Genomic DNA, 13,705 nt, shown 5'->3' on the forward strand with positions numbered 1-13,705 from the left:
CGGCTTGAACCTGTGATAAAATGGAGGCAAGAACGCGCGGAAGGGAGAACATATTGCTATGATCCGCCGGTTTCACCATACCATTCACAACCGCCTGTTTCTCTTGTTTCTTGTGGGCATGCTTGGGCTGCTGCTGATTGTCAGCGCGGTGTATTACAAAAATACGACCGACCAGTTCCAGAACAAGATCGGGGACATTTCAAGCAAAAGCATTTCCCAAACCGTCGGCCTGTTCGACCTCCTTCTGGAAGGCTATGACGGCTTAAGCAAGTCGATTACGGGGAACCTGGATTTGCAGAGGCTTCTCCGCGACAACGGGGAGACGAATCCTGCTGTTGCGTTCATTAACGAACGGACGATTACGAACATGCTGGGAGCGATTTATTTTTCCCGGGATGATCTGGTGGGAATTCACGTCATTACGTCCAAAGACAAAATCTACAGTTATCAACGTTATATGAATGTGATTGATCCCGATTACCGGACTGCGGATTGGCTGCAGGAAGTGAGGAAGTCCGGAGGGGAGATGGTCTGGCTGGGCGTGCAAAAGCAGTCGCTGCTGGACCGCACGGAGAAGCGGTCTGTGTTTTCCTTCGGACGGCCGATTTACGATGTGTATAATAACCGCGCCGTTGGAATCGTGCTGATTGAGGTACTGCCAGAGCCGATTCTTTCGGCACTTTCGAACTTGAGTTTGAGCCCGAACAGCAAAACGTACGTGATCGCGGAAAGCGGCCGGATGATGGCTTCCAATACAGGCGAGACGGACTATCCGGAAGCGCTTCAACGCTTCTCCCACAACGGGTACGGGCGAAGTCCGGTCGTGGAGAAGGGACCCGAGGAATTTACGGTGGCTTCTCGGCCTGCCATGGCGGACTGGACGGTTGTCAGCGTCACGCCCAACAAGGATTTGAACGTAGAGCTGAACGAGACGAAGAAGTATTTTCTGATCGTGCTGTCTGTGCTCGTATTGTTGGCAGTGGCGCTGGCTACATTCGTATCGAGAACAATTTCCAACCCTCTCAAAAAACTCATCCGGCAGATGAGGCAGGTAGAGCAGGGGAATTTTCACGGCACTTTGAATGTGAACTCTTATGAGGAAATCAACAGTGTGGCCAACTCGTTCAACCACATGGTGCACCGGATGGATCAGCTTATCGAGCGGGTAAAGCTGTCGTCCATGAGTGAAAAGAGCGCGCAGCTTCAGGCTTTACAATCTCAAGTGAATCCGCATTTTCTCTATAACACACTGGATATGATCTACTGGATGCTGGATGAACAAGAGGATGAACGGCTTGGAAACGTTGTGCTTTCGCTCTCGCGGATGTTCCAGTACAGCTCCCGGTGGGAGGAAGGCGCTCGTGTAACACTGCGTGAGGAGATTGAGCAGATCCAGCATTATCTGACGATCATCGGATACCGGTTGGAAGGCAGGCTTGACACCCAAATCGACGTGGACCCAGTATGGCTGGACGTGTGCCTGCCCAAAATGACGCTGCAGCCCATCATTGAAAATGCGGTGAAGTATGGACTGGAGCCTGTGAACCGGCGCGGGTTGATCCGCGTGAGCGCCAAGGTCAACGGGCCGCGTCTGGAAATCGTGATAGAAGACGACGGAGCGGGGATGGAGTTATCGACGCTGGAGCGGCTTCGGAGTTCGCTGCAGCCTATGGATGCTGACCTTTCCTTGAGCGAAGAGCCGGAAGGGCAATCCCTTGCGCCAGTTCGGCGGGGCATCGGGCTGCAAAACCTGCACCGGCGGCTGGAGCTCATGTTCGGCGAAGGGTACGGCCTGAGCGTAGACAGCAAGCTAGGCGAGGGGACGGTCGTTACGGTGACGATGCCTCTTCCGCCGTTAGGAGGGAAAGCTCTTGCAGATTTTAATCGTGGATGACGAATCGATCATAAGGGAGGGCATCCGGAGAACGATCCGGAGCCGGTTTCCCGAAATAGGCATACACTTGGCCTCTTCTCCGGAAGAGGCCGTCGGCGTGCTTCGGAGCGAGCATATCGATGTGGTGCTGACGGACATTCTTATGCCGGGCATGACCGGGCTGGAATTGATGAGTATCAGCCGGAAACGGCACCCGCACGTGAAGTGGGTCGTGATTTCGGCCCATTCCGAGTTCAGCTATGCGCAGGATGCGGTCCGTCTTGGCGCTAAGGATTATTTATTGAAGCCGATCGGCAAGGAGAAGCTGGCCGAGCTGATCGAAACGCTTGGAGAGGAGCTCAAGCGCGAGAATGAGTTGAATAAGGAAGCCGGTTTGCTGCGCTCCAACTTGAAGCTGCTGCGTGAGGCCGTGCTTCAGCGATGGGCGGCAGGCCTGGATATGGGGACGCTGGATTTGCATGCATTTATGGAAAGTTATCCTCGCTTTCATCTGGTCATGGTGAAGATGGAAAGCGGCGAGCGGGTTCATTTGGAACATTTTATTATCGAAAATGTCTTGTCCGAGCTGATCGATCTGCATGGCAGCGGCTTCGTGGCAAGTTACGATAACCAGAGCCTGATCGGCTTGGTGACGATGCGGGACGGAACTGCTGTGGAGGAACTGTTAAGCGGACTGCGGCAGCACTTGAAGAAGTACCTGAAAGTACCGTTCCAGGTAATGTCTACGGGCTTGATCGAGGATTATAAATCCGTGCCGGGAGAGGTACAGCGGCTCCGGCAGGCTTCCGCTACCCAGGTGTACGACCACGCAGTGCAGGGCAGTGAAAAGGCCATCGAGATTGCGCTTCAGTACATCCGCTCGCATTTTCATGCAGATTTGTCGCTGGAGAAGGTGGCAGCCATCGTGTTCCTGAACCCGGTTTACTTCAGCCAGCTGTTCAAGCAGAAGACCGGCCAGGGCTACAAGGAGTACGTCATCCACCTGCGGCTGGAGCAGGCTAAACTGCTTCTGGCCAACCCGGACCTGAAGGTCGCCGACGTCGCCGAGCGCATCGGCTACCAGGACATCCGCCACTTCACGCAGGTGTTCCGCAAGAAGTTCGGGGCTACGCCTACGGAGTACCGGCAGCAGGCCCGGGAGTTGGCGGGACGGTGAGGAAGTTGGCGGTACTGTCAGGAGCTGGGGCACGGTGAGGCGATAACGATAAGTCGTGTGTTAGCTTAGTTGATGTAATTAGGGTTAGTTGAGTAAGTACTGTAAGGTAGAAGAGTTCGTAACGATACGGGGGCTGTCAACCTGTACACCAGGCGATTAAGGTAACTAATTTCGTTATTGAGCAGTGAGATTACCCTAATTTCAGTCTTTTAGGGGATCTGGCTCAAAGTTGGACCCCAAATTACCTTGTCATGAGCATACTCATGCACCATAAGGAAAAACGTGGTCGATATTCTTTAGGTCCCCATCTACAATACCAAATTTGGGAAATCGCACAGCAGCACAAGGTAACTCATTACCCTTTCAACTAAATGTGAAGAAGCTGCGAGTGGCATCTGGGCGGATGAAAGCTTCAGCTTGCCGGTAGACGGCTAAAGTTGCCCTTGTACAGTGGAAAATACCATTCACCAGCATTCCTTATATAGGTAACGATTTATAATTGTACACCCATTGTATAACGTTTGTATTAACACTTTCTAATGATTCAATAAGACGCCGGCTTGGTTAGGTAATAAGTGTACCGAACTATAGAGGAGGCGTTGAGAATGGCTGAATATAACCATGCAGTTGATAAAGATGGAGATCTTCAAACAGACAAAGTCACCGAAGTAGTAGAGCGGATGGGCTCAAAGGACAAGGACCGGATCCTGGCCGATTTTGAGGAGTTCCGCAGCTACCTGGCGAAGCGCGTCAAAATGGGCGAGGCGATCGGCCTAAGCGAAGAGCAGCTGGCTGTGACCGCTCAGAAAGTAGCGGATTACCTGGCCGAGCATGAGGAACCGCGCAACTCCGAGGAGCAGCTGCTGCAGGAGCTGTGGAGAGTCGGCAACGAGGAGCAGCGTCATATGCTGGCCCACATGCTGGTGCGTTTGGCACAGAATAAAGTTCAGTAAATTAGAAAAACGCTGGCACATAATGTGTCGGCGTTTTTTATGCTATGCATGCTCTGCCAGCAATCGCCCCCTATTCAAGAACAAGGGCAATTTTAGTTGGTCTAAAAACATCACTCGGTGATTCTAACGAATCGAGGACACCTTATTTGGTCTAAAATCAGCAGTTTGTGATTCTAACGAATCGAGGACACCTTATTTCGGCAAAATACTTGGATTTTTCGTCGGTTTGGGCCAAATAAGGTTTGTAGGGTTCGTTAGAACAAAACGCCACCTGTTTTTTCGGAAAAAACGTTTCTTAGATTCGTTACAGCGGTCCCGGGGGCGGAATTGGCGAAACAGCAGTGGAGAACGAGAAAGAAGAGCTGACGTTAGAGCGCCAGCTCTTCTTGTGTGATGTTTACCAGCCCCGTGTATACTGACGCGGCGCTTCGATCTCGACGCCCAGTTCCTTGGCTGCGGTACGCGGCCAGTATGGGTTGCGCAGCAGTTCGCGGGCCAGGAATACCAGATCGGCGCGGCCGTTGCTCAGAATCTCTTCCGCGTGTAAACCGGAGGTGATCATGCCCACAGCGCCTGTGGCAATGCCGGCTTCGCGGCGAATTTCATCAGCCAAAGGCACCTGGTAGCCGGGATACGCGCGAATTCCCGCATGGACTACACCGCCGGAGCTGCAGTCGATCAAATCTACGCCCTGTTCCTTCATCCGCTTGGCATAGTATATGAAATCGGCCATATCATTCCCCTTCGGATGATATTCATTAGCGGAGATACGTACGAATAGAGGACCGTTCCAGACTTTTTTAACAGAATCAATAATTTCCTCAAGGAATCGGTACCGGTTTTCGCGGCTGCCGCCGTATTCATCTTCCCGAGTATTGGTAAGAGGCGACAAGAATTCGTTAATTAAGTACCCGTGGGCTCCGTGAAGCTCAATGCAGTCGAAACCGGCTTCCGCGGCCCGGCGCGCGCCTTCTGCAAAGGCAGCAACCGTTTTCCGGATTTCGGCAGTCGTCAGAGCTTCCGGCGTTTTGTATTTATCATCAAAAGGGATGGCCGAAGGGGCTACGATCGGTCCCTCTACCGTAGATTTCCGGCCGGCATGCGCGATTTGGATTCCGATTTTTGCATCGTGTTCATGTACCAGGCCAACCAGTTCACGCAGGCCGGCGATGTGCTCGTCGCTCCAAATGCCAAGGTCCTGCTCGCTGATCCGGCCCTGAGGCGTGACGGCAGTGGCTTCCAAAATCAGCAGGCCGACTTGGCCGACAGCCCTGGACGTATAATGGACTTTGTGCCAATTCATGACCTTTCCGTCCTTGTCCGTACAGGAATACATGCACATTGGGGCCATGACAACCCGGTTCTTCAGCGTCATGCCTTGAATGGTATAAGGTTCAAAAAGCAAGCTCATGCAGCACACTCCCATCTCTGTTTTCTATTAGCATTCCATATTTATCATATCGGATTCAGATGGGTTATGCAAAATAAGTTACTTTATTTTCTTCTTGGCAGCAGGATCCTGACGGTCCCCCGAACAAGCCAAATACCGAGACTTGCAATGCTCAGCAGAAGCGTGGGCAGCGGAGCTCTCCGGAAATATCGCCTTAGTGCGCCAGCAGCGTTGTGCAAAACATCCATTGTATTACCTAGCGTGATTTTTAATGGCAGGTTGAGCCAGCTTTCCTTACCCACTTTATATTTATAGGCAAAAAATTGCTGTAACAGCTCCAGGCGCCCCGTGTCGTCCGTCCTCTCCATTTCCGCCGAAAGTTCCATATATGCCTGCTCCAGTTTCGGGTCGACATACCGGATCTCTTCCTCAATAATGGTCCGGAACCGGGCGATTCTGGTTCGAAGCAGGTAAGCGTCCCATTCGGCTAACGCTTGAGCAATTTCCGAAGGTGGGGTATCCATGGCAGCATGTTCCGCTTCCAACTTGGCCCGTTGAGAACGATTCATGTAGTTAAACAAAATATCGGCCGTATCCAGCCGACCCCACAACATGTCGTTCGCGCGCCATTTGCGCGACAGGAATCCGGCGAAGGCCTGCAAATCTTCGCCGACCAGCTTGTCGCTGCCGGAGAGGCCGAGCGACGAGGCGTCCCCGGCACTGATGCGCACGACGTCAATCCGGTTCAACTCGCCTACCTCCTGGTAGGTGAGGGGATAGAGGAAGACGTCGACCGCGAGGAAGCCGCACAGCGAGTTCTGGAGCTGGGCGATGAAGTCGGCCGGGGCGGCGGAAGCTTGCCCGGCGGAGCCAGGGGCTGCTGGGACGGAGGGATCCGCACCGCCGGAGCCGGGCGTGATTGCATCCAGGATATGACCGGGATGCTCCAGGTTCAGCAGGCAGTAATGCACGGAGTGCTGCAGGAAGTGCATGATCTGCTCTGCGGCGTGCCGGGGGTTATCGCCCCGGTACAAACGCTCCAGCGCCTCGGCCAGCGGGCGGTGGCGGGCTTGTTCCGCCGCCAGCAGCTCCGCTTCGGTGCGCACCTTCGCCGCAAAGGCGCCGTCCGGCGGGGCCTGGTCGAGCCACTGCCGCTTGGCGGCGAGCTCGGCATCCAGGTTCCACCACAGCCATTGCTGCCGGCGGAGGCTGTCGACGGCGCCCCAGAGCGCCGTTTTGCGCTGCAGCAGCAGCTCTCGGTCGGCCGTGCTGAGGCTGTTCCGTTCCAGCTTACGGTTCAATTGCTTAATATGGTAAAGAAAGAAACGGCAGAAGAACTCTATATCGGGCAATGAAAGTTCTGCGACGTGCCGGCCGATTTCTTTTTGCATATCGCCCAGTACGGCACGCAGTTGTTCCAGGGGAGGGAACGACCGGTCGAGGTCTTCCTTAAAATCTCCTTTTCCGCCGAAATAGCCGCTGACCTGTCCCAGGAGGCTATGGCAGAACTGGTCGTACCTGAGCTTGCAATAAGGCGCATAGGCCGGAAGCCGGGTCAAAAGCTCGCAAGCTTCGGCCGCCCGGACCCTGCCGTTGTCATCCTCCAGCAAGTCGAGTACCCCCGTCAGCGTGTCAACTTTCTCCTGATACTGTTCGATGGATCGCAGCTGTTCGTAGATGGACTGGTACCGGGGTACGCCAAAATAGCTCAGCGCCGACTCCATCACATTAGGCTTCGTCCGGTAGGCGTCAGCGGTCATGGCCAAATGGGTGTCGACCGGAGTGGGGTCCACGTACAGCAGCCAGCGGTCGACCTCGCGGTCGGAGGGGCGCCGAAAAATCTTCTCCAACACCGGCCGGAACGGCCGGTTGTCCGTCAGGAGTCCGTCATGAAGGTAGACCGTATCCCGTTGATCGAATGTGTTCCGGGCTCCGTAAACCTCTTCCATGGCAAAAGGCTGCCCGGGGAAAGCGGCAGGCATCGCCGAAGTGGCCCTGGACATACGGGCCAGCAGCTCATCGTTGGCTGCGCCGTCGAAATCGTTCTGCGTGTACCCGCGCTCCCTCGCTGTGCCACCGCCGCCCGACACCGTGCGGTACTTGCGCTGAAGCACAACACCATGGCGCAGGCCCTCGATCTGCTGTCCCTTAGCATCCGTCCAGCTCCAGCGCCGTCCTCGGACATCGCTGGCCGACACGAACAGATCAAGCATGCCGATACGCTCCTGCCGCTCGCGTGCCAGCTCGGGCTCCGCCTCCGTTTGCCGGCTCATCGACGCAAAAGATTCCATCAGCTGCTCATACATGTAGCTGCCGCTTAAGAGAGCGTCGGTCTCGCCTTTCCGGAGGGCGAGCAGGTCCCGCAAATCCGCCGCATCCCGCCACAGCGATTTGATTTCCGCCAGGTCCGTCCCGGCTGCCAGCGCCTTGGACAGCAGCACCCCGTTGATGCCGCCCGCCGAATTGCCGGCGACAATATCGATCACCACTTCGCTCTCCAGCCGGTCGAGCAGTGCTCCATATCCGCCGCCGGCCGCGTCCGCCACCCGGTCGGCAAAGGCACCCCGCCTCGCCCTCACCAGGGCGAGCAGCTCCTGCACCACGCCGTTCATGTAGACGGCGAGGGAGACGCCGCCGTAGAGTACGAGGGCGATACGGATCTCTTTGGGCGGAAGGCCGGATGCAGCCGAGGCATGATGCTTTTTGCCGGTTTCCTCAGTTACCTTCATATTACGTCTGCCTTCAGTCGGTTTCATTGTTCAATCAGTCCTCCGTCTTCGCGCCTTTCCTGTTTCTGTATATTTCGTCATAAACTTCTGTTTACCCTCTGCTCTCAAAGGTTAAATAACGCTGTCCCAACCTTCTATTCCACAACCTGATTGGAGGAGATGCAAGGTGAGCAATATTTTAATAGTGTATTACAGTGCCTATGGGCATGTGTTCGAAATGGCGCAGGCTGCGGCGGACGGGGCCAGGGAGGTTCCAGGTGCCGAGGTGCGGATCGTGAAGGTGCCGGAGTTTAAAGAAGTGTATGACAGCATGTCCGGACAGGACTATTATGTAAAAGCCCAAAAAGCGCAAAAAGACATTCCCGAAGTCACTAACGAAGATCTTGAATGGGCGGACGGCATTCTGTGGGGCGTTCCTACCCGTTACGGGATTATGCCTGCGCAAATGAAACAGGTGTTGGACTCCGCCGGAAGCGTCTGGTCTCAAGGGAAGCTGGAAGGCAAGGCGGCGGGCGTATTTACCAGCACCGGTTCGATCCACGGAGGGCAGGAGACTACGGCTCTGACGACATTCGTGGCGCTGATGCACTTCGGCATGATCTATGTTGGTCTGCCATACGGCGAGAACCCGGAACAAATGACGACGGACGGCATCGGGGGTTCCCCGTATGCGGCATCGACCGTAGCCGGACCTAAGGGGGAACGTCAGCCTTCCCAGCCTGAGCTGACGATGGCGGGCCGATTGGGCGCAAGAGTGGCGAAGGTGGCCGCCGCATTGAAAGCGGCCCGCTCTTAAGGGGTCGCAGGGCATCTTCAATGCCAGGGTATTTTGTCTCATTATCAAGAGTCTCCTGAAGCACCGCCGTCGGCTGAGTGCGACGGCGGGACTCTTTTTGCTGCTGGCAGGTGTTATCGATGTCTAACCGTATCTTTTTATGGTATATGTAGTAGTAGAATCTAGTGATCCACCCATTCAACCTAGGAGGGACTGAAATATGGCGCAGCGGATTTTGGTACTCGGCGGGACACGTTTTTTTGGAAGAAGGCTGGTTCATCGGCTTCTTGAGCAGGGTGCAAGCGTGACGGTGGCAACCCGGGGTAACCTGGCGGATGATTTTGGGGACCGGGTGCAAAGGCTGCTGATAGACAGGGAACAGCCGTCCCAGCTGGCGGAAGCGGCTTTGGGGCATAACTGGGATGTAATTTACGATAATATATGCTATTCGCCCCAAGCGGCGGAAAAGGCTTGCGAGCTGTTTGACGGCAAAGTGAAGCGATATATCTTCACTTCAACGCTGTCGGTCTACCCTTACGGGGGAAGGGACATGAAGGAAGACGAGTTCGACCCTTACGGTTATGATGCGGGTGGGCACGGGGAAGCCGGCCTGAGCTATGCCGAGGGCAAGCGTGCGGCGGAAGCGGTCTTGTTCTCGAAAGCGCCGTTTCCGGTAGTGGCTGTCCGCTTCCCCATCGTGCTGGGCACGGATGATTACACCCTTAGAATGCAGTTTCATATGGACCGGATCCGGCAGGGCATTGCCATCGGCATTCCAAATCCGGAGGCCAAAATGGGCTTTATCAGTGCGGCGGAAGCGGCCGATTTTCTGGTATGGCTGAAGGAGAGCGACGTAACAGGGCCTGTGAATGCCTGCTCTTCGGGCACGTTATCTATCCGGGACATCATCTCGATGATGGAAAGTGAAATCGGCAAGCCGGCGCTGATCGAGAAGGAAACGGCCGTGGAGAACCAATCCCCGTTCGGCGTTCCGGATGATTGGTACATGAGTGCAGCAAAGGCGGAGCAGGCGGGATATAGGTTCCGTCAGCTGAGGGATTGGTTCATGCCGTTAATTAAGGAGCTTAATCATTCATAGTATGAGTGGTACAAGGAAAAAGGGGACTAGTTTATGCAGCTGCTTGAAGTAAGCATCCGCAAGGCCGGATACGAAGAACAGTACAGTGTGATCCATGATATCGGGTTTAGGCTTCAAGAAGGAGAGCTGATCGGCCTGATCGGTCCGAACGGAGCGGGGAAAAGCACCACGATCAAAAGCATTCTAGGGTTAACCAAACATATGGATGGCGCCATCCATTTTACCGGTCCTACCGGGAATTATGCTTATATTCCGGAACAGCCGATTTTGTACGATTCCATGACATTGTGGGAGCACATGGAGCTGGCAGCGTCTGCTTACGGTTTGGAACGGGAATCGTTCCTTTCCAGAGCCGAGGAGCTGCTGATCCAATTTAGGCTGAGTGAAGTGCGCCACCATCTGCCTTCCTCGTTTTCCAAGGGGATGCAGCAAAAAATCATGCTCATTCTCGGCTTCCTGATCCGCCCGGATGTGTATATTGTCGATGAGCCGTTTGTGGGATTAGATCCAAAGGCGACGAAGGATTTTTTGGACCTACTTCTTTTGGAGCGGAAGCGGGGGGCCGGGGTGTTGATGAGCACGCATGTACTCGATACCGCAGAGCGGATCTGCGATTCCTTCGTGCTGATCAGCGACGGGCGGATCGTGGCGCAGGGGACGCTGGACGAGGTGCGGGCACAATGCGGTCTGCATGATGCTCCTTTGTTTGAGTGCTTTCACAGCTTAACGTAGGAGGGGGATGGATAAAATGATGACCCCTTCAAGGCTGCTGCGGAGGAGATTGCGTGAAAATGCAGCGTTCCAGTACCGGAGCCTGCGGATAGCAGTCGATTGGACAGTTGCTTTATATCTAGTGGTGCCGCTGCTGTTTTTTGCCGTCAAAATCTATCTGGACTGGTGGAAAGAAATACCCGTTTGGATCGAAAAACTTCCTTTAACCTTCATTGCGGCTCTTGTGTTTCAGCCGGTCTGGATGGGAACGCTCCGGTTGTTTGTCGAGCCCGCCGACCAGCTGCTTTTGATGCGGAATAAAGTGTGGCTTCCTCATTTGAGGCGCGGCGGGCTTATGTATTCTTTTACCCTGCAGATGGTGGCTTCGCTGTTTATGGCCGGGGTTTTGGCCCCTTTTTTGATTGGACATTATGGTTATGACGGAGCCGGAGTGGTGCTGTTTGGCCTGTTTACGGCTTCCATAACGTTTGTGCTGGCGTTAATCAGGAACCGGCTTCGGTATAGGATGGCTTTTTGGCCGAAATTGGGGGCATCGGTTTTAATTTATGCCGCGGCCGGGTGCGTGTATAGTTTCATCGTATCGTGGCTGTTGGTTCATCAACCTTTATGGTGCTTTCCGTTGCTGTTAGCGGTGATAGCAGCAGGCTTGCGTTTAGCGGGTTTGCGGATCAGGCAGGAGGGCACGTTTTTGGAGGATGTGCAGGCGGAAGGAGAGATCCGTATGCGGCTGGCGGCGCTGCTGCTCGCGCAATTCACGGACCGGAAGGTGAGGCGTCCCCGCCGGAAACCGCTGTTATTCCGCCATTCCCAAATGCTGTTCCGGCATCGTACACCCGTAAACGGCCTGGCGGAGATGGGCATCAAGTCGTTCCTGCGCAGCCGGACGCATGTGCAGATGTACGCTCAGCTCACATTTATAGGATTGTTCGTCTTGTGGGTGCTGCCCCGAATGATCGTGTGGATCGTTTGGCCGTTGCTGGGTTTGTCGATGGCGTTTTGGCTGTCCTTGTTTTGGCGGGACTTGGCTGGTTCGGCTTTTATGAAGCTGTTCCGCTGGAAAGAGGCGGACCTGACTGAGGCATCCAAGAAAATGGTGTTTTGGCTCATGCTCCCCGGCTTTCTGCTGCTTAGTATTGCGGCGGGGTTCTCAGCTCTGACCGTATCCGGCATGCTGTTGACCGTCGCCGCAGGCGTGCTGCTTCAATATGTCATCGTGGCAGTCATCATGCTCTTCAGCTCGTTGAGCGGGAAGCGCGGGTAGGGCGGCGCCGGGCGGGCAAGCTGACATAGCGGACAACATGTCCAGTGCGGTGCGATACTTACTGAAGAAAAGAGGTTCGAAAGATGAAACCTGATCTGCATATTACGAACGGAGATTCCGTTGCGGACAAGCTGAAGCGGATGCTGCAAGGGGAGAACGCCATCGTGATGGCATGGCGTGAAATGCTCACCGACGGTCCGATACAGGCCGATTTGGACGAAGAGGCCTTCACGGACCGTCGGGCCGCCTGGTTCGAGGCGGCCATGGGCGTGCCCGCGGACGAATTCAAGTCCGCCCTGCGGGAACAGCAGGCGCTGCTTGGCAGCGGCGAGGCGTACAGCCGCATCGTGCTCTGGTTCGAACATGACTTGTTCGACCAGGCACTGCTGCTGTACCTGCTCGACCGGCTGCGGCGTCTGCGCGTGCCCGCGGGGAAGCTGCAGCTGCTGCAGATCGGCAGCTTCCCCGGGATCGAGCCGTTTTACGGCTTGGGCCAGCTGTCGGAAGCGCAGCTGAAAGGCCTGCTCGGGTCACCGCAGCCGGTGACCGCGGAGCAGCTCGGGCTTGGCGCGGAGGGGTGGCGGGCCTATGCCTCCGCCGACCCCGAGGCAGTCCCCGCTTTGCTAAGGCGGGACCTCACGGCGCTGCCGTTCCTCAGCGAGGCGCTCAAGCTTCACTTGGAGCGCTTCCCCGATCCCTCAACCGGGCTCGGGCGGGTGGAACGGCAGACGCTGGCGCTGCTGGCGGCGGAAGGTCCGCTTACGCTGGCCCCGCTCTTCCAAGCAGTCAGCCGGCTCAACACGAGCTATGGCCTGGGCGACTTGCAGTGCTGGTGCTACCTCGACCGGATGAGATCCGGTTCCCGCCCGCTGATCGCAGTGGAAGGGCCGGCGAAGCTGCCACGATACGGTCCTGCCCCCAAACTGGATGCCTATCAGGTTTCTATCACAGAAAGCGGCCTGCAAGCCATGCGGGGGGAAGCGAATGCAGCGGATTTGAACGGCATCGACCGGTGGCTGGGCGGCATCCATCTTATGAAGAATCCAAAAGGCTAGTCTGCTGCCAAAGTTTCTTCCTCCCTTCCTTGTGGTAAATAATTGGATAACCTGAAGGACAACCTATAACCATAAACCGGGTACGCCGCGACGCCAAAAGAAATCGTCACTGACGGGTTACCCGAAATGGAAGGGATGATGGATCGCATGCACAACGCCATTTTGTTTGAATTTGCGGACGAATTGTCCGCACATAAAGCCTATGATACATTAACGGAGCTTGATTATTCCGCCGTACTTCATGATGATGCGGAACGACCGTCGCTTCATTTGCATCTGCATAATGACGATCTGCCTTCCGCATTGCAAATCGCCCAGTCTTATGGGGCGAGATTGATCGAGGAGCCTCACGGCCTGAGCGACGCTGCTGTTCATAACTCCGCTTACGGCATGGATTCCTTGTTGATTCCGGCGCATGTAGTCAACGAGGACTGGGTGGATGACGAGCAGTACGCGCGTGCGGATGAGAGTGAAGTTCAGCAGAGGGACAAGGAGCTTGACCCGACAGACGACAGCATGAATTTTATGTCGGGTGACGTTCACGCCTAATCAGCAATTAATACCGCCATCGGTGAATGTCCTTAACGCTCTGGCGACATCCAAAAACATGGAAAAACGATACCAAGATTTACTCGGTGAAGACAACTCTTCCCGTTTGTCC

At 55.2% G+C, this 13,705-nt stretch carries 11 protein-coding genes; 9 read left to right on the forward strand and 2 right to left on the reverse strand.

Features of this window, described 5'->3' with window-relative positions; all coding sequences use genetic code 11:
• Positions 1-58: 58 nt before the first annotated feature.
• The 3 genes from ACFSUF_RS21855 to ACFSUF_RS21865 all read left to right on the forward strand — a co-directional run bounded on the left by ACFSUF_RS21855 (position 59) and on the right by ACFSUF_RS21865 (position 4,003).
• Positions 59-1,894 (forward strand): sensor histidine kinase, encoded by a 1,836-nt coding sequence (locus ACFSUF_RS21855; RefSeq protein WP_377606582.1) that lies wholly within the window; start codon positions 59-61, stop codon positions 1,892-1,894.
• Positions 1,872-3,050: a response regulator gene (locus ACFSUF_RS21860; protein ID WP_377606584.1), complete on the forward strand. Its 1,179-nt coding sequence runs from the start codon at positions 1,872-1,874 to the stop codon at positions 3,048-3,050. Before ACFSUF_RS21855 ends, ACFSUF_RS21860 begins: the two co-directional genes overlap by 23 nt.
• A 605-nt stretch (positions 3,051-3,655) precedes the next feature.
• Complete coding sequence (locus ACFSUF_RS21865; protein WP_377606586.1) at positions 3,656-4,003, forward strand: DUF3243 domain-containing protein; 348 nt, start codon at positions 3,656-3,658, stop codon at positions 4,001-4,003.
• A 397-nt stretch (positions 4,004-4,400) separates the two neighbouring features.
• Here ACFSUF_RS21865 and namA read toward each other — a convergent pair whose 3' ends face one another.
• Both namA and ACFSUF_RS21875 read right to left on the reverse strand, forming a co-directional pair.
• A complete protein-coding gene (namA, locus tag ACFSUF_RS21870) occupies positions 4,401-5,414 on the reverse strand; it encodes an NADPH dehydrogenase NamA (RefSeq protein ID WP_377606588.1) in 1,014 nt (337 codons plus the stop codon).
• A gap of 83 nt (positions 5,415-5,497) precedes the next feature.
• Positions 5,498-8,149 carry a patatin-like protein gene (locus ACFSUF_RS21875; RefSeq protein WP_377606590.1) on the reverse strand — a complete coding sequence of 884 codons (2,652 nt, stop codon included), beginning with the start codon at positions 8,147-8,149 and terminating at the stop codon, positions 5,498-5,500.
• A 139-nt stretch (positions 8,150-8,288) separates the two neighbouring features.
• Between ACFSUF_RS21875 and wrbA the strand changes: the two genes are divergently transcribed.
• The 6 genes from wrbA (at position 8,289) to ACFSUF_RS21905 (ending at position 13,593) form a co-directional block, all read left to right on the forward strand.
• Positions 8,289-8,918, forward strand: coding sequence for an NAD(P)H:quinone oxidoreductase (gene wrbA, locus ACFSUF_RS21880; protein WP_377606592.1), 630 nt, complete (start codon positions 8,289-8,291; stop codon positions 8,916-8,918).
• A gap of 199 nt (positions 8,919-9,117) precedes the next feature.
• Positions 9,118-9,996 (forward strand): NAD-dependent epimerase/dehydratase family protein, encoded by an 879-nt coding sequence (locus tag ACFSUF_RS21885; RefSeq protein WP_377606595.1) that lies wholly within the window; start codon positions 9,118-9,120, stop codon positions 9,994-9,996.
• A gap of 33 nt (positions 9,997-10,029) precedes the next feature.
• A complete protein-coding gene (locus tag ACFSUF_RS21890; RefSeq protein WP_377606597.1) occupies positions 10,030-10,728 on the forward strand; it encodes an ABC transporter ATP-binding protein in 699 nt (232 codons plus the stop codon).
• A 7-nt stretch (positions 10,729-10,735) separates the two neighbouring features.
• Positions 10,736-11,989, forward strand: coding sequence for an ABC transporter permease (locus tag ACFSUF_RS21895; protein WP_377606599.1), 1,254 nt, complete (start codon positions 10,736-10,738; stop codon positions 11,987-11,989).
• An 83-nt stretch (positions 11,990-12,072) separates the two neighbouring features.
• Positions 12,073-13,044: a DUF1835 domain-containing protein gene (locus ACFSUF_RS21900; RefSeq protein WP_377606600.1), complete on the forward strand. Its 972-nt coding sequence runs from the start codon at positions 12,073-12,075 to the stop codon at positions 13,042-13,044.
• Between the two features lie 147 nt (positions 13,045-13,191).
• Positions 13,192-13,593, forward strand: a complete 402-nt coding sequence (locus tag ACFSUF_RS21905; protein WP_377606602.1) for a DNA/RNA helicase — start codon at positions 13,192-13,194, stop codon at positions 13,591-13,593.
• Positions 13,594-13,705 lie beyond the last annotated feature (112 nt).

This window comes from Paenibacillus gansuensis, from assembly GCF_042684925.1.
Lineage (GTDB): Bacteria > Bacillota > Bacilli > Paenibacillales > DY6 > Paenibacillus_N > Paenibacillus_N gansuensis.

Excerpts from the sequence above, each read along its gene's own strand:
- ACFSUF_RS21905 (WP_377606602.1), top strand. The coding sequence starts at position 13,192 with ATGCACAACGCCATTTTGTTTGAATTTGCGGACGAATTGTCCGCACAT.
- ACFSUF_RS21900 (WP_377606600.1), top strand. The coding sequence starts at position 12,073 with ATGAAACCTGATCTGCATATTACGAACGGAGATTCCGTTGCGGACAAG.
- ACFSUF_RS21855 (WP_377606582.1), top strand. The coding sequence starts at position 59 with ATGATCCGCCGGTTTCACCATACCATTCACAACCGCCTGTTTCTCTTG.
- namA (WP_377606588.1), bottom strand. The coding sequence starts at position 5,414 with ATGAGCTTGCTTTTTGAACCTTATACCATTCAAGGCATGACGCTGAAG.
- ACFSUF_RS21865 (WP_377606586.1), top strand. The coding sequence starts at position 3,656 with ATGGCTGAATATAACCATGCAGTTGATAAAGATGGAGATCTTCAAACA.
- ACFSUF_RS21890 (WP_377606597.1), top strand. The coding sequence starts at position 10,030 with ATGCAGCTGCTTGAAGTAAGCATCCGCAAGGCCGGATACGAAGAACAG.
- ACFSUF_RS21895 (WP_377606599.1), top strand. The coding sequence starts at position 10,736 with ATGGATAAAATGATGACCCCTTCAAGGCTGCTGCGGAGGAGATTGCGT.
- ACFSUF_RS21875 (WP_377606590.1), bottom strand. The coding sequence starts at position 8,149 with ATGAAACCGACTGAAGGCAGACGTAATATGAAGGTAACTGAGGAAACC.
- ACFSUF_RS21885 (WP_377606595.1), top strand. The coding sequence starts at position 9,118 with ATGGCGCAGCGGATTTTGGTACTCGGCGGGACACGTTTTTTTGGAAGA.